This window comes from Myxococcus sp. AS-1-15, from assembly GCF_020037055.1.
Taxonomy (GTDB): domain Bacteria; phylum Myxococcota; class Myxococcia; order Myxococcales; family Myxococcaceae; genus Myxococcus; species Myxococcus fulvus.
This window is the reverse complement of the sequence record NZ_JAIQDF010000006.1, coordinates 35,563-60,599: the sequence shown is the minus strand read 5'-3', so window position 1 is coordinate 60,599 and position 25,037 is coordinate 35,563. Positions and strand designations below refer to the sequence as shown.

Below are 25,037 nucleotides of genomic sequence, written 5' to 3'. Positions count from 1 at the left end.
GCGCTCGCCGCTTCCAAAAAGTCCGGACCGCGGTGTCTTGGGGCTCATGCGCACGACACGATGGGTGATTCTCGTCCTGGCCCTGTTGGGCTGCTCCTCGTCCGACCTGGAGCCCGAGGCGCCGCTTCCTCCCGAGGAGCAGGAGACCGACTCCAAGCCCCTGACGGTGACCGTCCTGGGCTCGGGGCAGGCGGCGGCCGGTGGGCAGCAGTGGGCGTACCAACTGCTGCGGCTCCAGGAGGAAGGCAAGGCGGCGTCCTACGCGCAGTGGTTCCCGCCGAGGAGTCCGGGCGCCTGGCCCGTGATGATGCTGACCCGTCCCTATGACGGAATCACGTGGACGGGCGAGGCGGTGGACGCGAAGTGGGCTGCGCGAGGCAACGGCTTCCATCCGGATGACAGCGAGCCGGGCCACCACGCGGGCTCGTCCAACATCGTCTACAGCATCAGCACGCCGGAGCTCATCGCGGGCGAGTCGTTCTTCTACCTGTACAACGGCTTCGGCGTGCTCAACGTCTTCGGCCGCTTCTACGCGGGTGGCAGCATCCAGAACGACCGGGACGACATGCACGCGGGGCTGCGCTTCCTCGCGCAGGCGCCCGAGGTGGACCGCTCACGCATCGGCATCCAGGGTGGTTCCTGGGGCGGCTTCGAGGCGCTCTACGCGGCGGCGGATGCGCCGGGGGCGGTGCGTCCCAGGGCGGGCGTGGCGCTCTTCCCGCTGTCCGACTTCGCGCGGCAGTTCGAGTACCTGGAGACGGTGATTCCCTCGCGCGTGTCGGACCCGTGGGTGCGCTCCCAGTACGCCACGTTCTTCGAGCCCTATCGGCGCCGCATCGTCGCCGCCACGGGAGGGGCTCCGGGGGCGCCGGGCGCGGACTACAGCGCGTGGACGCGCGAGCACCTCGCGCCGAGGCTGACGACGCCCTTCCTCGTCCTGCACGAGGACTGGGACACGCTCGTCCCCGTGGAGCAGACGCAGACGCTCGCGCCGCTCGTGGGCCCGACGATGTCTCCGCTGTACATCCAGCACCTGGAGGTCCCGGACTGGAACACGCGCGCGTTGGACCACGGGCAACTGGTGGTCCAGTACGCCCATGCCCTCACCACGGTGTCCCTGGGGTATCTGCTGACGAACCTGGGGCCCGAGGAGCAGTCGCTCTACGTCCCCTTCGTGCAGGACGCGTTGGTGGGGTGGCTCCAGGCGCAGCGCGTGCTCCAACTGAACGGGCGGGACGTGTCCCAGGTGGCGCCGCGCCTGCTTGAGCTTGCGGACCCTCGCGTCACCCTGGTCGAGATGACCTCGGGCAGCGTCTACTCGGGCTCGGAGGGGGTCGCCGTGCTGGTGAACGCGCTCTGGGGAACGCAGTATACGGCGGGGGAGATTCGCGAGGTGCTCTCCACGGGGCTGCCTCCCTGACGTCTCGTGGGCTTCGTCGCCGGATTGCAACGGGGATACTGCTGTAGGCTCCAGGGGTGGACCCACGGGTGGGCGGGTCCGCTTGCGCCGAAAGGAGCCTTTGCATGAGGTGCGTGTCCTCGTCGTGGCGTTCCCCTGTCCGGATGCTGTTCGCGGTGATGCTGCTCTGGCTCGGCGCGGCTCGCGCGGAGTCGGACGACGCGGTGGTCTGTGAAGCGTCTTCATCCCCGCGGGCCTTGTTCTGTTCCGAGGGGGACTGCCTCTCGGAGAGCGACTGTTGGTCCCTGTGCCCCATTGCCCGGAGCGTCTTCTGCAATGCGAGCAATGTCTGTGAGTTCGATGTGGGAGGCGGAGGGGGTGGCGGTGGTGGTGTCCCGGTGTGCGAGATGCAGGAGTGTTCGGAGGACAGGCACTGTGTCTGCAATGGGCGTCCGGGCTCCTGCGGGCCCGACTTCCTCTGTTACTACTGACGTCCGCTGATCCGCTGGAGCGGGCGAGGACAGCGGACACCCCGGACGGGCGTCAGCGCGTCACGTCCGGGGCCCCGCCTGTCGAGCTCCCGCTACGGCGTCACGGTGCGCGTGCCGGTGAACTCGATGCGGCGCACCTCTCCGCCTCCGGCGTACGTCGTGTAGTAGAGCGCCTGGCGCGTGCCCGACGGGCCGAAGCGCAGCGTCACCGCGGAGCCGGAGCCCAGGCCCGTGGCGAACGCGTCCACCGTCACCGCGCCGCCCGCGCCGCGCACCAGCTTGAACACCTTCCCGCAGATGTAATCACTGAAGAAGTACGCGTTGTCGTCCGCGTTCGCCCACGCTCCAGGCGGCGCGAAGGCCCCTCCCGTGATGGAGTTGCAGTTCTGGAACGGCGAGCCCGTGGGGTTGGTGCCGCGCTTGTAGTCGAAGAGGGGGTTCGTCATCCCCGCCGGAGGCGCGCCGCAGTTGGTGGTGGAGTTGTTCGCGCAGTGCCCCTCGCGCGTGTTCCAGCCGTAGTCCGCGCCCTTGATGCCCTCGTCAATCTCCTCCCACAGGCTCTGGCCCACGTCGTTGATGAAGAACGTGCTGGTGCCCGGCTGGAAGGCGAAGCGGAACGGGTTGCGCAGGCCCGTGGCGTAGTTCTCCTGGCACGGCCCCGTGCCCGTCGGCACCCCCGCGGGATTGCCGCAGCGCCGGCTGCCCGACACCGCGTACCAGGGGTTGTCCGTGGGCGCGGTGCCGTCCTTGTTGATGCGCAGCATCTTCCCGAGCAGCACGTCCAGCCTGCGCGCCGTGGTGTTCGCTCCCCCGCAGCGGCTCGGGTCCCCGAGCTGACAGCCGCCGTCTCCCACGCTGACGTAGAGCAGCCCATCCGGGCCGAAGTGCAAATCACCGCCGTTGTGATTGCCGCCCGGGGACGGGATGTTGTCGAGCAGCACCACCTGGCTCGACGGGCTCACCACGTTCGTGCTCGGCAGCGTGAAGCGCGACACGCGGTTCACCGCCACGTTGGCGATGTTCGTCGTGCACGTGTTGAACTTGTTGAACGTGTAATAGAGGAAGATGTGCCCGGTGGTCGCGAAGTCCGGGTCCACCGCCACGCCCAACAGGCCGCGCTCCGAGTTGGTGCACAGCACCGCGGAGAGGTCCAACGCCGGCGTCGGCAGCAGCACGCCCCCGCTGAACACCCGCAGCTGCCCCGTCTGCGTGGTGATGAGCAGCCGCCCATCCGGCGTGAAGGCCAGCGCCGTGGGCCGGGCGATGGCCGTCACCTGCGCGTCCGTGTACGACGGGGGCAGGGTGATGGCCGCGCGGGAGGTCTCCAGGCCCTCCGGGGCCGGAGTCTCTTCCGCCGCGGGCTCCGGCGCGCAGGCCGGGGCCACGAGGAACAAGGACAGCAACACCGCGAAACGACAGGACCCAGGTGTCATGGTGCACTCCTGAAGGAGGGGGATGAGGCACCTGGGTTTTGCTGTTTAATCTTGATTTTCGCGAGTCTGAACGACGCCCCTGTCGAGGGGTGAACGCTGGGGGGGCCCCCGGGGGGAGGCGGGCCCCGAGCCAGGGCTCTAGCGTCGGCGGTCGCCGTCTCCCCAGCCGCCGCCGCGTCCGCCGCGGTGGCGGTCGCCGCCGCGGACGGGCGTGGCCTCATGGCCGCGGGGCGAGGAGCGGTGGCTGGGGGCGCGCCAGCGCTCGTGGCGCTCCGGCCCGCGGTGGTGGCTCTTCCAGCGGTCATCGCGGCCGCGCCACGAGTCGTCGCGGCGGTGGTAGCCGGGGCCCGGCGAGGCGCGGTGGTAGTAGGTCGGCGAGCGCCAGACGCGGTCATGCCGGTAGTAGTGGCCGGAGGCGCGCCACGGGCGGTGGTAGTAGTAGCGGACGGCCGGCGCGCGGTACCACGTGTGCGCGAAGTAGTTGGGGTGGCCCCAGCGCACGGACACGCGGGCGTGGCGGAAGACGGGCACGGTGACGTGCAGCGAGCCGCGCGGCGCCCAGCCTCCGCTGACGAAGTGCCAGGTCAGGCCGCGCTGCACCCAGCGGGGCGACACGAAGACCAGGCCCGCGCGCGGCGGAGCGGCCCACGTGCCATCCACCCAGTCCCAGTTGTTGCCGGACCAGTACCAGTAGCCGGGCTCCCAGGTGAGGTCGGCGGAGGGCGCGGCCGGACGGATTTCCTGGCGCGGCGCGGGAGGCGCCTGCTGCACGGTGAGGGCCTCGGAGGACACGGCGATGGGAATCTCCACCTCGGTGGTGCCCCGCCGCGCCCAGCCGCCGGAGACCCAGTACCAGGCCCCCCGGTCCTCCTCCCAGTAGCCGTTCACGAACTGGTAGCCCTCCATGGGGGCCAGCCACGTGCCCGGGTTGAAGCGCCACTCGTCGCCGTCCCAGTACCAGTGCCCGGAGGCCCACACGGCGCCGGCATAGGGCCTGCGCGAGGGCTGCTCCGTGGGCAGCGCCGGAGGAGGCTGGGGCGCCATGGGGGCAATCTCCTCGTCGGAGTCTTCGTCGAACTCGCCTTCGCCGTACTCGCGGCCGTCGTACGAGGGGTCCGCGGCGGGCACTGGCGTCGTCTGCGCCTGAACCACCGGGGCCGACAGCAGGGCCACCATCCAGAGCCAGCTTCGAGGACTCATGACGTCTTCTCCAGGTTGAGAATCCAGCGCCCCGTGCAAGGGGCACCTCACGCCCTTCGGACGCGGGGAGGGGCTCCGTATTCAACCCGGGAGCCCCTCACGGGTCGACCCGTCTCGCCGGCAGAGCGGGCGGACAGGCGGGCGGGCTACTGCTTCACCAGGAACATCTCCCGCGTCTGGATGAGGTCCACGTCTCCGGTGAAGCCGGCGAACTGCTCGTACTGGCGGGGCGCGACGCGCGCGCGAGGCAGCCGCAGCGACTCGGTGATGGTGAGCGTGGCGCCCTCCTGCTTCTCGGTGCGGGTGAAGTGGCCGAAGGGGTTCTTCACGTCGATGGGGGGCTGCGGGTCGGGCAGCTTCCAGCCCGGGGGCAAGGACAGCGCCACCTGCGTGCTGCTGGCCTCGGTGTTGTCGATGTAGAGCGGCGTGCGGCGGCTGCTCAGCTGCACGTAGCGGCGGCCCAGCTGCGCGGGGAAGGTGAGGGGGCCCAGCGCCATGCGGTTGCCACCCTCCAGCCGTCCGAAGCGCGGCACGGTGAACTCGTAGCGCAGCACGAAGGGCGCGCCCACCTGGTCCTGGTGGTCCAGCGTGACGCTGGAGAGCGCCGCGCCGCCGAAGTAGCGCGCCACCGCGCCCTGGAGCGCCTGGTTGCGGCTCTCCGCCGACAGCTGGTTGAAGGCCTCCGCCAGCTGCGCCGCCTCGAAGCCCGTGTACGTCTCCTCGCCCTTGCCGGTCATCTTCCCCTCGGCGTCGAGCGAGAGCGTCAGGCGCACCTGCTTGCCCGTGGACTGCTTCGTCGCGGGCGTCTTCACCACCTCCAGCTTCCTGCCCGGCTCCGGCAAGAGGTACGCCGTCAGCTCGCCCATGGCGAACTCCGGCAGCTCACCGAAGGGCCCGTAGCGCACCGACGTGTCCACCCACACCGGCGCGCTCCCCGGCACCTCCACGCGCAACGCCGCGTAGGGCAGCAGGCTGTCGTTGGGGAACAGGTACTCGGCCGGGTCCACGTTGAAGGTGCGCACCGCCGCCACGCGCGAGGGGATGCCCAGCTCCTCCAGGCCCGCCTTGAGCACCGTCAGCCGGCTGCCCCGGTCCTGCGCCACCGTGGACGCCGCGGACTGGCCCAGCCCGTTGTCCCGCCCGGAGAAGCGCTGCATCACCGCCGCGTGCAGCGCCTTCACCGCCTCCAGGCCCTCCTTGCCCTGGGTGGCCTCGCGCGTGAAGCGGACGACCTCCGCGGTGCGCGCCCAGCGCTCCTGGAACGCGTCGCCGTAGATGCGCGCCAGGCTGTCGTTGCCCGTGGCGCCCGCGCCCACCATGACGAAGGGCAGGTACTCGTTGCCGGAGGGGGGCGCGTCCGGCTCGGGGATGAACGGCGGCACGCGGCGCGCCTCGTAGTGGAAGACCTCCTCGTCGCCCCTCACCGTGGGCCGGGGCGCCTTCATCGCGTGCGCGTCCACCTTCATGCCCGTGCCCTTGGGCGCGGCCACCGTGTACGTGGTCCACGCGTTGGGCTGGTTGGCGATCTGGAAGTAGAACGCGGACGCGGTGAAGCCCGGCTGCGCGGGGCCGCGCGGGCTCTCCGCCAGCAGGTACTCCACCTGCACGCTGTCCCCCACCTGCACGCCGGGCAGGCTCACCGTGTCCTTGCCCTCGATGTTCTCCGGCTCGAGCACGCGCCCGTCCGCCTTGAGCGTGCGCAGCGCCAGCACCTGCGCGCCGCGGGGCACGTTGACCTCCGCGATCTCCTGCACGCCCGACTGCTCCAGCGCCTTCTGGATGGTGTGGATGCGGTTGACGATGCTGCCGTCCGGGTACACGCGCACCGCCGCGGCATCCAGGACGAACACCGCCGCGCCGCCGGTCACGGGCTCCGCGTCGTAGGCGCGCAGCGCCTCCTGCCCGTCGATGGCGAACTCCTGCAGCAGCTCCTTGCCCGTCTTCGCGCGCTCCACCGCGCGGCGCAGCGACAAATCGTCCCCCTCCAGCGCCAGCGCCTTCTCGCGCAGCGCGAGCGCCTCCGCGCCCTTGCCCGAGTACTCGCGCACGTCCGCCATGCGCTTGAGCAGCTCCGTGTTGCGCGGCCACGTCACCGCCAGCTTCTCCAGCACGGCGATGGCGTCGTCATGGCGACGCAGGCCCACGTAGAGGGTCGCCAGCGACGTGCCCGCGCTCACGCTCGTCGGGTCCCGGGCGAGCAGCTGCGCGTACTCGCGCGCGGCGGCCTCCAGGTCCCCGCGCGTGCGCGCGTGGTCCGCCCGCCGCGCCGCGACGCCGGGGCAGTCCTTCTGCGCCTCCACCAGCGTGTTGGAGCGCTCCACCGCGTCGCGCCGCCGCGCCAGGTTGTACTGGAGCCCCAGCGCCTCACACAGCTGCGGCTGGAGCTGCAGCGCCGCGGCCAGCGACTCCTCCGCCAGCGCGTCCACGTCCAGCGTGAGCGCCGCGCGCGCGCGCATCAGGAACAGCGGGAAGCCCGGAGGCTGCACCGCCTCGCTCGCCGTCTTCAGGGTCTCCAGCGCGCTCGCCGCCTGCCCGTCGTCCATGAACAGGTCCGCGCGCAAGAGCAGCGCGGCCACGTGGGTCGGGTCCTTGGACAAGAGCGCTTCCAAATCCCGCGTGGCCCGGCCGCGCGCCACCTTGGAGGGCACCGTCCGGTCCGCCGCGGCCACCTCCGCGCGCAGGGCCAGCAGCGCGGGCGTCGTCGCGTCCACGTCCGCCATCAGCCGCCGGGCGCCGTCCGCGTCGCGCGCCAGGCCGTCACGCGCCGCGAGGAACGTGGAGAGCAGCTCCCCCGCCTCGCCCGAGAGCGCGTCCTTGATGGACTTCGCGGTGGGGTAAACGCCCTTCGCGTCGGCCAGCGAGGGGGCGCTGCCCCACGTCGCGGGCGCCGGTCCGGTGGCGGCGGTGAAGCGCACGTTGGCGGGCTGGCCGTCCTCGCGCAGCAGCGAGAACGACAGCACGCCGGAGGTGCCGCCCTTGAGCTGACGGACGATGATGCGGTGCTTGCCCGCCGACAGCTTCACGGCGCGGCTGGTGACGGTGGAGGTGGCCTGCGTCCACGCGGCGCGCTCCAGCACCAGCGTGCCGTCCACCACCACCTGGTGCGACGCGGCGCTCACCGAGCGCGCCACGTAGGTCGCCCCTTGCGGCACCTCCGCGTCGAAGGCCATGAGGTACACGTCGCCCTCGCCCGGCTCGCCGCCCAGGTCCAGCCGGCCGTCCGGCGCCAGCAGCTTGCGCGCGGGGAGCGCCCCGAAGGCGCCGGTGAACGGGCCTGTGAGCGAGCCGCCCTGGCCGGTGGGCCACGCCTCGTCCCACGACAGGACATGGAAGGCGGAGAAGGGCCCCACGAGCGTCGCCTCGGACACGCCGCCCAGCTCCTTGAGCACCGCGTCGCGCGCCTTGAGGTCCCCGCGCGTCACCGCGACCGACAGCCGCGTGCCGCGCAGCAGGTACGCCGTCTCGCCCGACGCGCCCGCCGCGAGCGCCTTCTGCGCCGCCGCGAGGATGGCCTCATCCAGGGGCGGCGCGGTGCCCACGGTGTCCAGCGCGTAGCGCGCGCCGATGAGCGCCAGCGGGTGCGTGGGCGCGCGCGTCACCACCTCCAGCGCGGCCACGAGCGCCCGGTCCGGCCGCCCCGCGCGGCGCGCGAGCAGGTGCTGGCCGATGAGGGCGTAGGGGTCCGCCGGGTCCTTCGCCACGGCCGCGTCGAAGCGCTGCTGCGCCACCGCCGCGTCGCCTTCCATCAGGTACGCGTGGAAGCCGGCGAAGGCGAGCGTGCGCGCCTCGTCCGTGCCGGAGCGCGCCTTCTCCGCGGCGCTCTCCAGCACGCGCGGCGCGACGCTGGGGGTGGGGGAGTGGGAGCAGCCCGTGAGGCCGGCGACGAGTGCGAACGCGGTCAGGCCGCGGCGGAAGGTGCGCATAGGAGTGCCGAGGGATAATGCAATCCCCCGTCACTGGCCATATTCCCCTGCGGAACTCTGTCGCCTTCGTGCCCGTCTAGCGGCGCTTGCCGTTCTTGGGCGCGGGCTTGACGGGCTGCTTCTTGGGGGGCGGAGGAGGCGCCTTCTTCGGCACCACCGCCTTGGCCGGCACCGCCGCGGCCACCTTCGGCGGGGACGGGGTGGGGGTCGGCGGCACCGGCGCCGTCGTCCCTCCGGGCGGCGACTGCTTGAGCACGTAGGTGATGCCGGACACGCGGCAGGTGCCCTCGATGCAGCCGAAGCCGGGGAAGGGCGCGTCGCCGAACTGCTCCACCCAGCCCGCTCCCAGCACCAGCGGCTCGAAGAGCGCCCGGCGGTCCTTGCCCGTGCCCAGGAACGCCTCCAGCCGCCCCTCCGCGTCCACCGCCAGCTCCACGTTCACCGGGCCCGCCTTGGGGGACTCGATGCCGAGCATCGCGCCCCGGCGCTCGCCGAGCGCCCACTCCAGCCGCAAGGGCTCGCCCACGCCGTTGTGCACCAGCGCCACGTAGCGGCCCGTGCTGCCCAGCAGCAGCATGGACGCGGTGGGCGGCGGGGACGGCTGGTAGAGGCTGAACATGTCGCGCAGGCGGCGCTCGAAGGTGAGCGGCGGCGCCTCCGTGAGCAGCTGCGCCGTGAGGCTGAGGCTGTCGCCGTCCCGGCGCGTGACGTCCACGCGCACCCGGCCCACGCTCTGCTCGTCGTCCTGCCAGGGGAAGACGAGCGTCTTGTCCTCGAGCGTGACGGGGCGTCCGGCCACCACCAGGCTCTGCTCCGCCAGGCCCTCGCCCAGGGTGAGCCTGCGCCGCTCGGGGTTGGACTCCTCGCGCCCGGGCACCGGCTGGATGCGCGGCTCGCCCAGGTAGGCCATGAGGGTGGCGCCCGGCGCGGACGCCGCGCGGCGCTCGCCGCTCAGATAGAAGGCCGTGCCCAGGACCAGGCTGGCCGCCAGCACCATCACCACCGCGGCGGCCTGCATGGTGGTGCGCACCACCTTGCGCACGCCCGCCTTGAAGCGCTGCACCCGCGTCTGCTTCACCGGCAGCATCGACGGCAGGCTGCCGGGGACGAGCAGCTCCAGGTCCGCGATGAGCGCCGCCACCGACGGGTAGCGGTCCTCCGGGTCCGGCTTGAGGCACTTGGTGACGATGCCGTCCAGGCGCGCGTCCAGCCCGGGCTTGCGCTGCGAGGGCGGGTCGAACGTGCCCAGCGGCACCTCGCCGGTCAGCCACTCGTAGAGGATGACGCCCAGCGAGAAGATGTCCGCGCGCGCGTCCGCGTTCTTCGCGTCCACGCGCTGCTCGGGCGCCATATACGACAGCGTGCCCATGGACACGTGCGTGGACGTCAGCGCGTAGCGCGACGAGGGGCTGGCGTCATCCAGGAACGAGGCGAGCCCGAAGTCCGACACCTTGGCGATGCCGCCGGCCTGCTGGTCCAGCAGGATGTTCTCCGGCTTCAGGTCCCGGTGGATGACGCCGCGGCCGTGCGCGTACTCGATGGCCCGGCAGATTTCGAGCATGCGCCTGAGCGCGCCCATCATGTCGAACTGGGACTGGCGGATCAGCTCGCGCAACGACGGGCCGTCCACGAACTCCATCACCAGGTAGTAGGTGGCGTCCGTCTTCCCCTTGTCGACGATGGAGACGACGTGGGGGTGGCTCAGCGCGGCGAGCGCCGCGGCCTCCTTCTGGAAGCGCGCGATGAAGGACGGGTCCTTCGCCAGCTCCTGGTTGAGCAGCTTCACCGCCACCGTGCGCCCGAGCGACAGCTGGGTGGCCTTGTGGACCTCGCCCATGCCTCCGGTGCCCACGAGCTTTTCGAGGCGGTAGCCGCTGATGAGGTCGGGGGAGCGAGGCCGGCTGATCGCCGTCGGGTCGATGGAGGACATGGCGGTAGACAGGGGGCCGCCAGGGTAGCAGAAACCCTCGACGCACGGGGCCAGGGCTCAAGGGGGGAGGGTCGCCCGCGCCCTCCGTCGCCTGGCGACCGGGGAGGCGAGGGGCTAGTGCCCGGACGCCGGCGTGCGGCCCACCGCCGCCCTCAGGCTGTTGCGCACCTGGTCCAGCGAGGAGCGCATCTGCCCGTGGCGCACCGACGCCGCCACCGCCCGCGACAGCGACTTGAGCAGCGACACGTCCTCGGGCTTCCAGGCCCGGGGCTGCCGGCAGTCCTCGAACACCGCCACGCCCCACCACTGCTGACGCGAGGGGTTGATGGGGCACAGCAGGATGGAGTGCGTCCCCTGCCGCTCGAGCAGATCGCGCATCATCGGCGGCGCGTCACGGGTGGGGCACGCGACCACCATCCCCGCCTCCAGCATGTCCACCCAGCCCGGCGCGAAGTCCCGGAACGAGAACGCGCGCAGCACGGGGTTGGCCAGGGGCGACGCGGTGGGCGGCTCCGCCCAGGCGTAGCGCAGGTCCGTCACGAACCGGCCGTACGTCTGCGACACCCGGTTCTCGAAGATGTAGGCCCGGTCCACGCCCATCGCGTGCCCCACCAGCCCCAGCGACTCCACCGCGGTGGCGGGGCAGAGGCCCTTCTCCAGCAACAGCTTCGAGGCTTCCGACACCTTCGAGAAGGCTTCCACCATGGGGGTGACTCCAGGAAAAGACGGATTTGCAATGGGGTTCCGCAGGAATCCGGAACCGACTGTCATCCTCTGAAGTCGCATTAAGCGCGATTACTGTGTTTCTGTCAAATCCCAGCTTTGCTGAAAATCAAGAGCTCGCCACGGAGACAATGACCCAGGCGGGGTGTAGATGACACAGGTGACTTTCCGAGGGAGGCGACCTGGCCGTGAAGTGTCCGGGTGATGACAGACCCCGAAATGCCGCGAGGGCGCCCCCCTTGGAAAGGGCGCCCTCGTGGGGATTCCTCGAAGTGAGGAAATCGAGACTACTTGGTCTCGGCGGCCGTCTCGGCCTTGGGGGCGGCCTTCTTGGCCTTCTTGCCCTTGGCGGGCTTGGCCTCGGCGGCGGGCTTGGCCTCGGCCGTCTCGGGCTTGGCCTCCTCGGCCTTCATCTCGGCGGCGGGAGCGGGCTGCGCCTCGGCGGCGGCGGGCTTGGCCTCCGCGGCGGCCGGAGCGGGGGTGTTGGCAAACGCGGTGGCGGCGGCGAGCAGGGCGGCGGCGAACACGGTCTTCATGGAATGCTCCGTTGAGGCAGGACGACGCAGGATTGCGCCGTATCAGCGGACAGGCGCTTGAGCAGCGGGCGTGCCAGCGCGGCCTTCCGAGGGAAGCGCGTGGGCTTTCGTGCGCGTGCTGGGGAGGAAATCCTCAGTTGAGGCTCCAACATTGGGGGCTTGCTCCCCAGACGGGCGCTTGTCGCTTTGACGACACCGGGCCACTTGAGCAAGCTGCGCACGCGTCCTTTGCTGCAACAGGACACGAGCCCGTCGCACCTCGTCGCGAATCTCTCGCGACCGCGGCGCGGGAGAGACGGTGTATGCGGTCCCTGTGGTTCGCGATGGCGACGGCGGTGGCATGGCTGGCGACAGGGTGCGCGCGAATCCCGCCTGAGCGCCTGGAGGCGCAGGTGCTGGAGACGCTGCACTGGCAGCGCCAGTACGAGGCGGAGCGCGAACGCATGGAGTCGGTGGCGGTGAAGCTGGCGGCGCTGGAGTCGGCCATCGAGCGGCTCAAGCAGGAGCGCGCGGAGGCGGAGCAGGGCCGCGCGGCGCTGATGGAGGAGCTGGCGCGCACGGAGGCGGACCGGCACGCGCTGGAGGAGCACAACACGCAGCTGCTCGCGCGGGAGCGGGAGCTCAACGAGCTGCGGGAGATGCACGAGCAGCTGTCGGACGTCTTCTATGAGTCGGCGCTGGAGCGGGCGCGGCGGCGGTTGCCGTCGGCGCGGCAGCCGGATGCTCCGGCGGCAGGCGACGGGACGGCGGCGCCCTGAAGGTCAGGACGCGGGTCCTCGGCCCGTGCTCCGTGGTACAGGACGACCCTGGTGAGCACCCGCAAGTCCATCCGCGGCTATCGCGCCGGCTTCTTCTTCGTGGTGGCCCTGCTGTCGGCCGTCACCGCCTTCATGTTGTGGACGGAGGTGCGTACGGGCGCGCAGGTGGACGCGCTGGTGAAGCAGGCGCTGGAGCGCGCCGGCCTCATCGGGCGCATCCGCGTGGACGCGCTGTCGCTGGAGTCCGCGATTGAGGCGCACATCCGCGCCACGGACGACCGGGAGCGCGGCGCGGCCGACGCGGTGATGGAAGAGATTCTCACCGACATCCGCTTCGCGTCGGAGGCGTACACGCGCAACCTGCCCTCGGGCGACAAGGCGATGTGGGAGCGCTTCAACGCCGCGTGCCAGGGGCTGGCGGACCAGGTGCGCGCGGCGGCGGTGTTCTCGCAGCGGCGCGAGGCGGACCGGGCGCGTCGTCACCTGGCCGAGCGCATCCGGCCGGTGGCCGCGCAGTTGGACGCCTTGGGCGAGTCGCTGTCGGAGGAGAACGCGAACGAGGCGCGCCGGCTGGTGGGGCGGCTGGCCGACCTGCGCGTGCGCAACACGGCGCTGGGCGCGGGCACCACGCTCCTGGCCATGCTGCTGTCGGTGTTGGTGGGGTGGCACATCACGCGGCTGCTCAAGCGTCAGGACGCGACGATTCAGGGGCAACTGGAGGAGCTGGGGCGGCACAACCAGGAGCTGGATGCCTTCACGCGCCGCGTGGCGCACGACCTCATCAGCCCGCTGGCGCCGCTCAAGGGCTACCTGACGCTCATCCGTCGCACAGGCGCGGTGAAGGACGCGGGCGCGCTGGAGATGCTGGCGCAGTGCGAGTCCAGCGCGGTGCGCATGGGGGAGCTCATCGAGGCGCTCTTGCGCTTCTGCCGCGCGGGCACGCGGGGTGAGCGCACGGTGGGCGAGCTGGACACGGCGGTGACGACGGTGCTGCTGGAGGTGTCGCAGGTGGCGGCGCTGCAGAACGTGGCGTTGGACCGGGCGCTGGAGGCGGGCGTGGCGGTGGACTGCCCGGGGCAGCTGTTGCAGGTCACCGCGCGCAACCTGCTGACGAACGCGGTGAAGTACTCGGCGGGGCGGCCCGACGCGAAGGTGACGGTGAGCGTGGCGACGGACGGGGCGGACGCGGTGCTCGAGGTGTCGGACAACGGCATCGGCATGGGGCCCGCGGTGTTGACGTCGTTGTTCCAGCCGTTCTTCCGCGCGCCCGAGGCGCGCTCGCTGCCGGGGCATGGGTTGGGGTTGGTCACCACGAAGCGGGTGGTGGAGGCGCACGGGGGGACGCTGGCGGTGCGCTCGGAGGAGGGGAAGGGGACGCGCGTGGTGGTGCGCTTCCCGAAGGTCGCGCGGCAGACGGTGGGAAGCGCCGTCCAGTCCGCGGAGTCGTCCACGGCTTCCGCAATCCGCAAGGTGGCTTCGTGAGCTCAGCGCGCATCCTCGTCGTGGACGATGACCCTCAGGCGAGGGATTTGCTCCAGCGGTTGCTGGGGCCGCTCGGCTCGGTGGCGCAGGCGGCGCACCCCAAGGCCGCGCAGGAGAAGCTGGCGGAGGGCGCGTTCGACCTGGTGCTCACGGACATGGCCATGCCGGAGCCAGGGGATGGGCTGAAGGTGCTGCAGGAGGTGAAGGCGCACCTGCCGGACACGCCGGTCATCGTGGTGACGGCGTTCGGCAACATCGAGGGCGCGCTGGACAGCATCCAGCTGGGCGCGTTCGACTACCTGGCCAAGCCCTTCGACGTGGATGCGATTTTGCGCATCGCGCGCCGGGCGCTCGAGCAGAAGCGCTTGGTGGAGGAGAACCGCTCGCTGCGCCAGCAGGTGGACCGCACGGCGCTGGTGGGGCGCAGCCCCGCGCTCCTGGAGGTCTACAAGCAGGTGGCCCGCGCGGCCGCGAGCAACGTGCCGGTACTGATTACGGGCGAGACGGGGACGGGCAAGGAGATGGTGGCGCGGGCGCTGCACAAGCGCTCGCCGCGCTCGACGGGGCCGTTCATCCCGGTGGACTGCGGCGCCATCACCGAGTCGCTGATGGAGAGCGAGCTGTTCGGCCATGCGAAGGGCAGCTTCACGGGCGCCTCGGGCGCGCGTCGGGGTGTCTTCGAGGAGGCGAACGGCGGGACGCTCTTCCTGGATGAAATTGGCGACGTGGGGATGAAGGTGCAGTCGCAGCTCCTGCGCGTGCTGCAGGAGGGCGAGATCCGCCGGGTGGGCGAGAGCGTGCCGGTGAAGGTGGACGCGCGCGTGGTGGCGGCGACGAACAAGGACTTGAAGGAGCGGGTGGCGGAGGGCGTGTTCCGCGAGGACCTGCTGTACCGGCTGGACGTGGTGCACCTGCACCTGCCGCCCCTTCGCGAGCGGCGCGAGGACATCCCGGCGCTGGTGCAGCACTTCGCGTCACGGCATGCGCGGGGTGGGGTGAGCCCGGTGGTGACGTCGGAGGCGATGGGGCGGCTGACGGCGTATGACTGGCCGGGCAACGTGCGGCAGCTGGAGAACGTGGTGGCGCGGGCGCTGGCGCTCAACGTGACGGGCGTGCTGGGGCCGCAGGACTTCCCGGAGCCGATTGGAGATGCGCCCAAGCGGCTGACGGGGCTCGCGGGGGACATGCCGAGCCTCGCGGAGCTGTCGCGGCGGTACGCGGCGCACGTGCTCCAGTCGGTGGGGGGCAACAAGAGCGAGGCGGCGCGCCTGCTCGATGTGGACCGCAAGACGCTCTACAAGCTGCTGGATGGCGCGGGCACGGAGACGCCGGAGGCATAGGCGCTTCGGGTTGGCGCGGCTCGGCCGCTTTCTCGTCGAGACCGTTGTGCGTGAAGGACCGTGTGCATCGCGCCTGTCGAGGCGCTCGCGAGAGCGTCGAGGTGCGGTGCGCGGGGCCGTATGCGGTGGCGCGTAGGTCGGCGCCGTCATGCGGTAGTGCCGGGGTGGGGGGGCGCGGGGCGCTCTCATGCCGTCGCGAAGGCGCGGCGCCCGAGCGCGCGCCGGGGTGTGAGGCGCTCCGAGCGCTCGTTCGTCATCGGGTGTTCCGCTGCGCCTGCCAAGGGCCGCTCCGGGTGCATGCGAGCTGTCCGGTGATGGAGCGTGTCGCTGCGATGCGCCTTGTCTGGAGCCGTGGAGCCCTCGCAGACTCCGGACCGTGAACGCGCGCTCCCTGTCGACGTTGGCCCTCCTCATCACCTCCACGCAGACCGCCTGTGTCTCGCAGCAGAAGGGGCGCGAGGAGCTGCCCGTGGAGGAGCCGGGGGCTCCGGCGCGACTGTGGCGGCGCAGCGCGAGCGAGCGCGACTTCGAGCGCTTCACCCGCGAGGGCACGGCGGTGACGGCGGACGGTGCGCTCGTGCTGGAGGCCTCGGCGCGGACCGACAACGTGCCCGTGCCCGCGGGCCGGTTGGAGGATGGGAGCACGCGCTACCACGAGGCGACCTATCGGCTGGGGAGCGCCGTCTCCGAGGTGCAGCTCGTGCCAGGGGGCTTCAACAGCGTCATCCCGTCCTTCGATGCGCTGACGCCGCCGGGCACGTGGGTGAAGGTGACGCTGGCCGCGCGCATCGAGGGCGTCTGGACGAAGGACTACCACCTGGGGGTGTGGGCCTTCGACAAGGAGCCCGTGGCCCGGCACAGCGTGGAGGGACAGGGCGACGCGGACGGTCAGGTGTTCACGGACACGCTCAACCTCAAGCGTCGCGCGGACGCGCTGCGGATGACGGTGTGGCTGTTCTCGTCCAACCCGGAGGCCACGCCGCGTGTGCGCGCGTTGTCGGCGGCGGTGAGCGACAAGCAGGGTGTCGCATGGGATGGCGGTGGAGACCGGAGCGTCTGGGGGACGGTGCTGGAGGTGCCCGGCCACTCGCAGATGCCGTATCCGGACGGTGGGCCTGTGTGGTGCTCGCCGACGTCCACCACGATGCTGCTCGCGTATTGGGGGCGGAGGCTGGGGCGGCCGGAGCTGGTGACCTCGGTGCCTTCGTCGGCGGACCGGACGTATGACTGGGTCTACAAGGGCACGGGGAACTGGGTCTTCAACACGGCCTATGCCTCGGCGATGGGCAACGGCGCGCTGCATGGCGCGGTGCTGCGGCTGGATGGCTTCGCGCAGGTGGAGCGGCTCATCGCCGCGGGCATCCCGGTCAGCATCAGCATCGCCTACGAGGAGGGAGAGCTCACCGGCTCACCCGTGCGCAGCTCCGATGGCCACCTCATCGTGCTCAAGGGCTTCACGCCCGAGGGGGACGTCGTGTGCAACGACCCCGCCTTCAAGACGGACGAGACGGTGTCGGTGACGTACAAGCGCGAGGAGCTGTGGCGCGCGTGGCAGCACTCGCGGGGCGCGACGTATGTACTGTGGCCCTCGGGAACCGCGCTTCCTGTCGAGCTGATTGGGGTGCTGCGCTGACCTGGGCGTGGGGGCTGTTTCACCGTGAGACAATGTCTCGGGTCTCACGGTGCATACGGGTTTCCACTCGTGCGGGTGGGGGCGCGGGAGGCTCCATTCCATTACATGTGACATCCACCGTCGTGGCGGCACGGATTACGCACCCGAGCGGAGTCGTGCGCAGGGGGCCCCACCTCGGACGACGTTGAGCAAGCGGGCGAGCCCTCGTACCGTGTCGTCCACATGCGACGTTGGCTTCAGCTCGCCCTTCTCCTTCCTGGAATCGCCTGCACGCCTTCGTCCAAGACGGAGGAGCCCGGTCCGGCGGGCACCGCCACACCTCCTGGCCCGATAGCAGCGAACGCCGCGCGTGATGAAGCGGGGACGCCTTCCGCCGCGAACGGGCTCGGAGCTGTTCCAGGTGGCGCGAACAGCGGCGGAGCAGCGCCGGCGGCCACCGAGATGGGACACTCGAACGGACTCGAAGGCGGCGGACCGACGCAGCCTGGAGCTGCGCCTCTCGCGAATCCTTCCTCTGCCCAGGGCCTCGCGAACAGTACGGCCACGCCGAGCGAAACAGCGTCTTCGCCAGTCAGTGTGAACGGTGCCCCATCAGGGCTGGGGGCGGCGAATCCCTCCGCACTCGGCGACACGGCTCGGGCCGATACGACAGTCCCTTCCGCGCAACCCTCCTCGGTGGTTCCCCCGGTCGACGGAGGCACACCCGTCACCGCCGCGACACCAGGCGAGCTGCTCGCGGCCTGGAACCGCACGGCGCCGGTGCTCGACACGGATGGCGGTCCCTCGCGTCCCGTCGTCGCCGCGCCGCCTCCGCACTCCGATGCCCCCTCCGCCGGCCACGAGCCCTCGCTCTCCATCGACCCCGAGCTCAGCGCCACCCCGAAGCCCGAGCGACAGGACCTCTCCTCCGGAGAAGACACGGACGCTCCGCCACCCGCCGAGCAGCTCGTCGTCATCCCCGACCGGAAGAACCCCAGCGAAGAGCTCGTGCTCGGTCCCGACGGTGAGCCCCTCGAGGACACCAGCCTCGTGCTCGACGACCCCTCCCTCGGGCTCGACGGCGAGGACTCCGAACCCACCGCCTCCACCAGCCCCGACGCGGGCTCCGAGCCCGTCGCCATTCCCTACCAGCCCGACGCCGGTTCGCTGCGCGTCCTCCGCTCCATCGCCGTGCGCTCCGAGCCGCGTCAGAGCTCCCCACCCCTGGGCACCGTGGCCCAGGACATGCGCGTCCTGTGGAAGAGCGAGACGGCCATGCGCAGCTCCGAGTGCGAGGCCTGGGTCGAAATCCAGCCGCGCGGCTGGGTCTGCGAGCGCTACCTGGAGCAGAACTTCCGCGAGCCCCGCGTGCGCGACCTCCCCCGCCTCCGCGAGGGCGAGCTCACCCCCGGCACCTACGCACGCGTCGTCGGCAAGCGCGTGCGCGCCTACCCCAGCCTCGCCCTGGCCCGCGCGCGCAGGAAGGGCGTGCTCCTCAAGGGCTCGGTGACGGTGCAGCTGCGCGGACAGGTGCGCGTGGGACGCCGCACCTTCTGGCGCACCACGGATGGCCAGTACCTGGAAGCCCGGGTGCTGCGCGAGTACCGGCCCTCGGCCTTCGTCGGCGTGGACGCGGAGCAGATGTCCGAGCTCTCCTCGCCCTTCGCCTGGGCCCAGTCACGCCTCAAGCCCACCGCTCCCGTCGTCGTCCGCGTCGCCCCCGACGAGAAGGCCGCGCGCGAGACGGTGCTCCCTCCACGGACGCTCGTCGCCGTGCGCGAGCTGTCCCCCGATGGCCGCTGGGTGCTCATCTCCGAGGACCACTGGGTGTCACGGGACGATTTGCACGTGGCCTGGTTCACCCACGCGCCCCCCGGCGTCGAGCCCGGCGAGCGCTGGCTGGACGTGGACCTGGAGGCGCAGGTGCTCGTGGCCTACGAGGGCGAGCGCCCCGTGTACGCCACGCTCGTCTCCTCCGGGAAGCCCGGCACGGACACGCCCGAGGGCCTCTACCGCGTCTGGATAAAGTTCGCCGAGGCCGACATGACCGGCTCCGGCACCGCGGGCAATGACACCTACCGCGTGGCCACCGTGCCGTGGACCATGTTCTTCGAGCGCGACTACGCCCTGCACACCGCCTACTGGCACGACCGCTTCGGCGAGCCCACGAGCCACGGCTGCGTCAACCTCTCGCCGCGCGACGCCCGGCTCCTCTACACCTGGGCCGCGCCCGAGGTCCCCACCGGCTGGTCCATGGTGCACGCCACGCCGGAGTCTCCCGGCTCGTGGGTGCGCATCCGGGGACAGGCGAGCCTGCCCCCGAAGCCACAAAAGGAGCGCAGGGCGCGCGTCGTCGCCAGCACGCGCGGCCTGCGCTGACTTCAGCCCACCACCGACACGGTGACGCGTCGGCGGTGGGGCGACGTGCGGTGCTCCCAGACGTAGACGCCCTGCCACGTCCCCAGGTCCGGCGCGCCGTTCTTCACGGGGATGCTCAGCGAGTTCTGCATGAGCACCGTGCGCACGTGCGCCGGCATGTCATCGGGCCCCTCCGCGTCGTGGACGAACAGCGGGTCCCCGTCCTTCACCAGCCGCGCGAAGAAGGCCTCCAAATCCCGGCGCACATCCGGGTCCGCGTTCTCGCTCAACACCAGGGACGCGCTGGTGTGGTGGAGGAACACGGTGCACAGCCCCTGCTCCAGGCCGCTGTGCTCCACCACCTCGCGCACGTCCGCGGTGATGTCCGTGAAGCCCCGTCCCCGCGTGGACACCGTGAGCTGCTTCGCGTGGTACATGCTCTCGTCAGCCTCCCAGGCGGGCCTTCAGGAACGCGGCCAGGCGCGTCAGCTCGCCCTCGTCAATCGTGTGCGGCCCGTCGAAGGGGAAGAAGTCCACGGACAGGCCCGCCTTCACCAACGTGTCGCGCAGGCGCTCGGCCGCCGCGAAGGGCAGCACGTCGTCATGGCGACCGTGGGCCTGGAACACCGGCAGCCCCTGACGGGCCTTGGCCTTCTGCGTCCACTCCGCCTCCGCCAGCAGCGTGCCCGACAGGATGCACAACCCCGCGGGGCACTCCTCCAGCCGCAGCGCCACGTCCGTCGTCACCATGCCGCCCTGGCTGAAGCCGCCCAGGACGATGCGGTTGTAGGGCAGCTTCGTCGCCGTCGACACCGCGTCCACCACGGACGTGACGGCGCGGCGCGCGGCGGGCAGGCCCTCCGGGACGCTCTTCCCATACGTGTCCCAGTCCCGCTGCTGCCCGCGCATGATGGACTCGGGCAGATGGAACCAGGCACGTCCGGACGCCATGCCCCACTGCGCCAGCGACAGCGGCGCCCCAGGGAACACGAAGCGCACGCGCCCGGCCAGCGAGGCCTCCAGCCCGACAAGCTCCGGCGCCAGCATCACCAGGTCCGTGGCCGGCGCGCCGAAGCCGTGGCAGAGCACCACCACTAGCTCCGGCGTGGCGCCCTCGGACAGCCCGTCCACCACCTGGCAGTCCAGCTCGCCCAGGCGTGTCGCCACGCGGCGCAGCTTGGGCGGGCTCATCACTTCGCCCCGGCCGTGGCCGGCGCGTCCGCCAGGGTGATCTTCTGGATGACCACCGGCTCTACCGGCCGGTCACCGGGGCCCGTCTTCACCTTGGAAATCTTCTCCACCACGTCGTAGCCCTTCGTCACCTCGCCGAAGATGGTGTGGCGGTTGTTGAGGAAGTCCGTCACCGCCGTGGTGATGAAGAACTGACTGCCGTTGGTGCCCGGGCCCGCGTTGGCCATGGCGAGCAGGCCCGTCTTGTTGAACGTGCGGCCGCTCTGGAACTCGTCGGCGAAGCGGTAGCCCGGGTCACCGCGGCCGGTGCCCGTGGGGTCGCCACCCTGAATCATGAAGTTCGGAATCACGCGGTGGAAGATGACGCCGTTGTACAGCGGCCGGCCCGTCACCTGCTCGCCCGTGTTCGGGTCCTTCCACGGCTTCTCGCCCGTGGCCAGGCCCACGAAGTTGGCCACCGTCAGCGGCGCGTCCTTGGAGAACAGGCGCAGCTCGATGGTGCCCTGGTTCGTCTCCATCGTGGCCAGCAGGTCCTGACCGGCCTGGACCTTCTTGGTCCACTCTCCGGTGGCCTCGGGGGCGGCGGGGGGCGGCGTGGCCGCGACGGGCTTGTCCGCGGGCTTCGTCGCGGCGGGCGGGGTGGGCGTGGCCGCGGTGGGCTCCTTCTTGTCGGAGGAGTCCTTGCAAGCGGCGAGGGAGAGGCTCAGCACGAGCGCAGTCAGGATTCGGAAGGTCATGGGCGGCGCAGATTACCCCCACCCGCGCCGGATTCCAGGACGTCTCGTCGCCCCCCGCCCCGGACGTCCACCGCAGGGCACAATCCCCCTCAGCGGGGCTCGAGCGCCAGTGCCACCATCACCTCGGTGAGGTCCCCCGGGTGGTAGCGGCTGAAGCCCGGGAAGGCGCGCAGCGCGGCCTCCGCGTGGTCCATGTCCGACAGCCGCACCAGGCCCGCCCCCGGCACCTCCGCGTCCAGCGCCGTCACCATGCCGTCGGAAGCGTACTGGTAGCGCTCGTCCAGGTAGCGCTGCAGCGCGTAGAGCGACGACAGCCTCGACAGGCGCGAGGTGGCGAGCGCCACCGTGGGGATGTCCAGGGGGTAGGGGTGCCGGCGGATGAACTCCATGCGCTTCGTGTAGGACAGCTCCTCCACCGAGCGCGACACCCCGTGGAACAGCAGCGGGAAGGCGAAGTCGATGAGCCTGCGCATCTCCGGCGTGGTGGACAGGTCGTGCGCGATGGGCGAGCCGCCGTACGGCGCCTGCAGCGTCACCACCGCGCGCACCACGCGGCGCAGCTCCGGGTACAGCGCGAGCACCGCCGTGCACTCCACGCCGCCCTTGCTGTGGCCCACCAGCACCACCGAGCGCCCGAAGTGCGCCGCGTCCAGCAGCGCCTCGCGCAGCACCGCGACGTTGTCGAGCAGCAGCCCCTCGGTGTCCACCGGCGCCTCGCGCACGTCCAGGCCCCGGCGCTCCAGCCGCTGCACGTTGTCCAACAGGTACCCAGGCAGCTCGTCGCCCAGCATCCCCCGCACCAGCACGTACTGGTGACGCCACGCCTCCACCGGCAACACCGGCTCGCCGTCCCGCACCCGCGCGAGCAGCGCGTGGAAGCGCGGCGTCAGGTCCACCGACGGCGGCGCGCCCGCCGGCAGGTTCAGGAGCCAGCCAGCCATGCCGCCACAGCCCGGTCCCCACCAGCGCGGCGCGGCGGGAAGTCCTCTCAGACCTCGCGTCAGCCGGGCGATGGCCCCGGGCTCCCGCTCCGGAGAGGGCGTGGGGATGGGGGACACGGGCACTTCGGGGGGCGACGGCTGCGTCATTTCACTTGCGGAGCGTAGCGGCAAGCGCGGGCCGGACGCCAACGAGGGGGCGCCCCGGGGGCACGAGCGGCTTTCGTGCGTCGGGGCTCGTGCTAAAGAGGTGGGCAGAGGCGGGAGGACTTCGAAGCTGACGACCGGACAGGAATGGCTCGTTGACGCGAGCGGCTGCTCGCCTGGGTTGCTCAAGGACGCGGCCGCGTTGGCGGCGCTCTTCGAGGAGCTCATCGTCCTGCTGGACCTGAAGGTCGTGGGTCAGCCGCAGTGGCACGTGTTCCCGGAGCCCGGGGGCATCACCGGCCTGACGTTGCTGGCCGAAAGCCACCTGGCCATCCACACCTTCCCCGAGCATGGCTTCGCCGCGCTCAATGTCTACTGCTGCCGCCCACGCTCCCGGCCCGACTTCGAGTCGCTGCTGGCCAGGCGCCTGGGCGCGGCCTCATGCGAGGTGCGTGAGCTGAAGCGGGGGGTGATGGCGTGAGTCAGGGGAGGTGTCCGTCGTGCGGCGCGGACGTGGAGTTCACCGCCGGCTCGGCGCAGGTCGTGGTGTGCGGACACTGCCAGACGGTGGTGGCCCGCAAGGGCGATGACTTCGAGTCGCACGGGAAGATTGGCCGCATCGTCCCCACCGACTCCCCGCTCCAACTGGGCGCGGAGGGGCGCTACGCGCGCACGGGCTTCCGGGTGGTGGGCCACCTGCAGAAGGACCATGGCGCGGGCCCGTGGGACGAGTGGTACGTGGAGTTCGACGACGGCCGCGCCGCGTGGATGAGCGAGTCCGAGGGCGCCTTCCACCTGCTGCTCGACGGCGGCGTGGAGGAGGGCCTCCAACTGGAGGACATGCACCCCGGCCAGCGGCTGAAGCTGCGCAACCGCGTCTGGGTGGTGGAGGAGCGTGGCCACGGCACCGTGGTGGCCGCCGAGGGACAGCTCCCCAGCGACGTGGACCCCACGCAGGACTCCTATTACGTCGACGCCACCGGCTCCAACGGCGCCTTCCTCACCCTGGACTTCGGCACCCGCCACCGCGACCCGGAGGTCTTCATCGGGGAGCGGCTCAAGCTGGAGCAGCTGGGCATCCCCTCCGACCAGCTCCGCCCGCGCGCGAAGCGCAAGGTGGACCTGCAGCAGGCGCGCTGCACCGAGTGCAACGGCCCGCTGGAGCTGCGCGCGCCGGACCAGTCGCTGCGCGTGGCGTGCCCGTTCTGCGGCGCGCTGCTGGATGTGCGCAAGGGCAAGCTGTCCTTCCTGCGGCTGCTCGAGAAGCCCGACCATCCGCCCCTCATCCCGCTGGGCGCGAAGGGGACGCTGAAGAACACGGAGTGGATGTGCATCGGCTTCCTCGTGCGCTCGTGCACGGTGGAGGGCGTGCGCTACCCGTGGGAGGAGTACCTGCTGTACCACCGGGCGAAGGGCTTCGTCTGGCTGATGAACTCCAACGGCCACTGGGTGTTCCTGGAGCCGGTGGCCGCCGGTGACGTGTCGCTGGCCCCGCTGACGTCCGCCTTCTTCGACAAGCGGCGCTACAAGGCCTTCCAGAACGTGCACGCGGTGACGGAGACGGTGCAGGGCGAGTTCTACTGGAAGGTGCAGGCCGGCGAGTCCGCCGAGGCCACCGAGTACGTGAACCCGCCGTACTCCCTCAACGTGGACGCCACCGAGGACGAGGTGACGTACACGCATGGCGAGTACCTGGCGCCGGAGGTCATCCAGAAGGCCTTCAACCTGGAGCGGCTGCCGCCCGCCGAGGGCATCCAGCCCAGCCAGCCCAACCCCTTCTCCGAGCGGATGAAGTCCACCTTCCTGTGGTCCTTCATCTGGTTTTTGGGGCTGTTGGTGCTGTCGGGCTTCTTCTCCATCAGCGCGCTGAACCGGGTGGTGCTGGAGGAAGGCGTCAAGCTGCCCGCGGAGGCGATGTCCAACACGCCCTCCGCCACGCGCTTCAGCGCGCCGTTCGAGCTGACCAAGCGCGGCAACGTGAAGGTGGAGCTGTCCTCGGGGCTGGGCAACAGCTGGATTGGCGTGCAGGGCGACCTGGTGAACCAGGACACCGGCGACGTGACGAGCTTCTACCAGGAGCTCAGCTACTACTATGGCCAGGACAGCGACGGCTCCTGGTCCGAGGGCAGCCCGAGCGAGAGCCTGTACCTGTCCGCGCTCCCCGCGGGGAAGTACGTGCTGCGCACCACGGCGTCCTTCGATGCGTCACCCCAGCCGGTCGACCGTGGCTACCACGTGAAGCTGGTGCACGACGTGCCCAACGGGAGCTGGTTCTGCGTGGCGCTGGTGCTGCTGCTGCTGGGGCCGGTGTTCGCGTTCTTCCGCTCGCACAACTTCGAGACGCGCAGGTGGGCGGACAGCAACCTGGGCAATCATTAGGCTCGCGATGGCACGACACGGAGGCGGGGCATGAAGTGGTTCGGAGGCGTGGTGCTCGCGGCGTACGCGACCATGATGTTGACCGCGTGGTCGCCGTTCACGCGTGAAGAGAAGGACCGGGTGCCGGGCACCGTGAAGCGCGGCCCGGGCGGCATCCTGCTGTGGACTGGTGGTTTTCAGGGAGGGAAGTGATGCTGTTACTCGGCGTCGTCGTGAGCTGGCAGGGTGTGCTGGCGAGCGTCATCTATTCGCTCATCGGCCTGGCGGTGTTCGTGGCGGGCTTCTACGTCATCCGCCTCATCATGCCGTTCGACGTGCACAAGGAGCTGGAGGTCGACCAGAACACGGCGGTCGGCATCGTCATCGGCTCGTTCATCCTCGGCCTGTCCATCATCGTGGCCGCGGCCATTGGTGGTTGACGGGGCGCTTGCCGTCGGGTGGACCGACGCGGCCGTGAAGT

The 25,037-nt window shown here is 71.2% G+C and carries 20 protein-coding genes; 10 read left to right on the top strand and 10 right to left on the bottom strand.

Annotated features, from left to right (window positions below; genetic code table 11):
* The first annotated feature begins 46 nt into the window (after positions 1 to 46).
* Positions 47 to 1,420: a S9 family peptidase gene (locus K8625_RS18125; protein WP_223783399.1), complete on the top strand. Its 1,374-nt coding sequence runs from the start codon at positions 47 to 49 to the stop codon at positions 1,418 to 1,420.
* A gap of 562 nt (positions 1,421 to 1,982) precedes the next feature.
* On the opposite strand, the gene K8625_RS18120 is transcribed toward K8625_RS18125, so the two are convergent.
* The 6 genes from K8625_RS18120 to K8625_RS18095 form a co-directional block, all read right to left on the bottom strand.
* Positions 1,983 to 3,323: a sorbosone dehydrogenase family protein gene (locus K8625_RS18120; protein WP_223746240.1), complete on the bottom strand. Its 1,341-nt coding sequence runs from the start codon at positions 3,321 to 3,323 to the stop codon at positions 1,983 to 1,985.
* 138 nt (positions 3,324 to 3,461) lie between these two features.
* Positions 3,462 to 4,523 (bottom strand): hypothetical protein, encoded by a 1,062-nt coding sequence (locus tag K8625_RS18115; RefSeq protein ID WP_223746241.1) that lies wholly within the window; start codon positions 4,521 to 4,523, stop codon positions 3,462 to 3,464.
* Between the two features lie 146 nt (positions 4,524 to 4,669).
* Positions 4,670 to 8,446 carry a tetratricopeptide repeat protein gene (locus tag K8625_RS18110; RefSeq protein ID WP_223783398.1) on the bottom strand — a complete coding sequence of 1,259 codons (3,777 nt, stop codon included), beginning with the start codon at positions 8,444 to 8,446 and terminating at the stop codon, positions 4,670 to 4,672.
* A 76-nt stretch (positions 8,447 to 8,522) separates the two neighbouring features.
* Complete coding sequence (locus K8625_RS18105) at positions 8,523 to 10,376, bottom strand: serine/threonine-protein kinase (protein WP_223746243.1); 1,854 nt, start codon at positions 10,374 to 10,376, stop codon at positions 8,523 to 8,525.
* A gap of 114 nt (positions 10,377 to 10,490) precedes the next feature.
* Positions 10,491 to 11,081, bottom strand: a complete 591-nt coding sequence (locus K8625_RS18100) for a GAF domain-containing protein (protein WP_223746244.1) — start codon at positions 11,079 to 11,081, stop codon at positions 10,491 to 10,493.
* Between the two features lie 305 nt (positions 11,082 to 11,386).
* Complete coding sequence (locus K8625_RS18095) at positions 11,387 to 11,635, bottom strand: hypothetical protein (protein WP_255665747.1); 249 nt, start codon at positions 11,633 to 11,635, stop codon at positions 11,387 to 11,389.
* Between the two features lie 302 nt (positions 11,636 to 11,937).
* Here K8625_RS18095 and K8625_RS18090 point away from each other — a divergent pair, with 302 nt between their 5' ends.
* The 5 genes from K8625_RS18090 (at position 11,938) to K8625_RS18070 (ending at position 19,206) form a co-directional block, all read left to right on the top strand.
* Positions 11,938 to 12,393, top strand: a complete 456-nt coding sequence (locus K8625_RS18090) for a hypothetical protein (protein WP_141331959.1) — start codon at positions 11,938 to 11,940, stop codon at positions 12,391 to 12,393.
* Between the two features lie 48 nt (positions 12,394 to 12,441).
* Positions 12,442 to 13,875 (top strand): ATP-binding protein, encoded by a 1,434-nt coding sequence (locus K8625_RS18085; RefSeq protein WP_223783611.1) that lies wholly within the window; start codon positions 12,442 to 12,444, stop codon positions 13,873 to 13,875.
* The gene (locus tag K8625_RS18080; protein ID WP_046711316.1) at positions 13,872 to 15,215 is read left to right on the top strand and encodes a sigma-54 dependent transcriptional regulator; all 1,344 of its coding nucleotides are present in this window, start codon (positions 13,872 to 13,874) and stop codon (positions 15,213 to 15,215) included. The genes K8625_RS18085 and K8625_RS18080 overlap by 4 nt, the downstream gene beginning before the upstream one ends.
* 376 nt (positions 15,216 to 15,591) lie before the next feature.
* Positions 15,592 to 16,848 (top strand): C39 family peptidase, encoded by a 1,257-nt coding sequence (locus K8625_RS18075; RefSeq protein WP_223783397.1) that lies wholly within the window; start codon positions 15,592 to 15,594, stop codon positions 16,846 to 16,848.
* Between the two features lie 675 nt (positions 16,849 to 17,523).
* On the top strand, positions 17,524 to 19,206 hold the full coding sequence (locus K8625_RS18070) for a L,D-transpeptidase family protein (RefSeq protein WP_223783396.1): 1,683 nt from the start codon (positions 17,524 to 17,526) through the stop codon (positions 19,204 to 19,206).
* 2 nt (positions 19,207 to 19,208) lie between these two features.
* Here the strand turns inward: K8625_RS18070 and K8625_RS18065 are convergent, their stop codons facing one another.
* The 4 genes from K8625_RS18065 to K8625_RS18050 form a co-directional block, all read right to left on the bottom strand.
* Entirely contained in the window at positions 19,209 to 19,622 is a 414-nt protein-coding gene (locus K8625_RS18065; RefSeq protein WP_223783395.1) for a secondary thiamine-phosphate synthase enzyme YjbQ, read from the bottom strand.
* 7 nt (positions 19,623 to 19,629) lie between these two features.
* The gene (locus K8625_RS18060) at positions 19,630 to 20,376 is read right to left on the bottom strand and encodes an alpha/beta hydrolase (RefSeq protein ID WP_223783394.1); all 747 of its coding nucleotides are present in this window, start codon (positions 20,374 to 20,376) and stop codon (positions 19,630 to 19,632) included.
* The gene (locus K8625_RS18055) at positions 20,376 to 21,113 is read right to left on the bottom strand and encodes a peptidylprolyl isomerase (RefSeq protein WP_223746249.1); all 738 of its coding nucleotides are present in this window, start codon (positions 21,111 to 21,113) and stop codon (positions 20,376 to 20,378) included. The genes K8625_RS18060 and K8625_RS18055 overlap by 1 nt, the downstream gene beginning before the upstream one ends.
* A gap of 89 nt (positions 21,114 to 21,202) precedes the next feature.
* A complete protein-coding gene (locus K8625_RS18050) occupies positions 21,203 to 22,171 on the bottom strand; it encodes a lipase (protein ID WP_223746250.1) in 969 nt (322 codons plus the stop codon).
* Between K8625_RS18050 and speD the strand changes: the two genes are divergently transcribed.
* From speD to K8625_RS18030, 4 genes are read left to right on the top strand one after another with little or no spacing between them, the layout of a single operon-like run.
* A complete protein-coding gene (gene speD, locus K8625_RS44475; RefSeq protein WP_370641930.1) occupies positions 22,053 to 22,679 on the top strand; it encodes an adenosylmethionine decarboxylase in 627 nt (208 codons plus the stop codon). The two genes, K8625_RS18050 and speD, sit on opposite strands and share 119 nt — an antisense overlap.
* On the top strand, positions 22,676 to 24,577 hold the full coding sequence (locus tag K8625_RS18040) for a DUF4178 domain-containing protein (RefSeq protein WP_223783393.1): 1,902 nt from the start codon (positions 22,676 to 22,678) through the stop codon (positions 24,575 to 24,577). Before speD ends, K8625_RS18040 begins: the two co-directional genes overlap by 4 nt.
* Positions 24,578 to 24,607: 30 nt before the next feature.
* Positions 24,608 to 24,769, top strand: a complete 162-nt coding sequence (locus tag K8625_RS18035; RefSeq protein WP_223746253.1) for a hypothetical protein — start codon at positions 24,608 to 24,610, stop codon at positions 24,767 to 24,769.
* Complete coding sequence (locus K8625_RS18030; RefSeq protein ID WP_046711323.1) at positions 24,769 to 24,996, top strand: DUF350 domain-containing protein; 228 nt, start codon at positions 24,769 to 24,771, stop codon at positions 24,994 to 24,996. Before K8625_RS18035 ends, K8625_RS18030 begins: the two co-directional genes overlap by 1 nt.
* Positions 24,997 to 25,037: the final 41 nt, after the last annotated feature.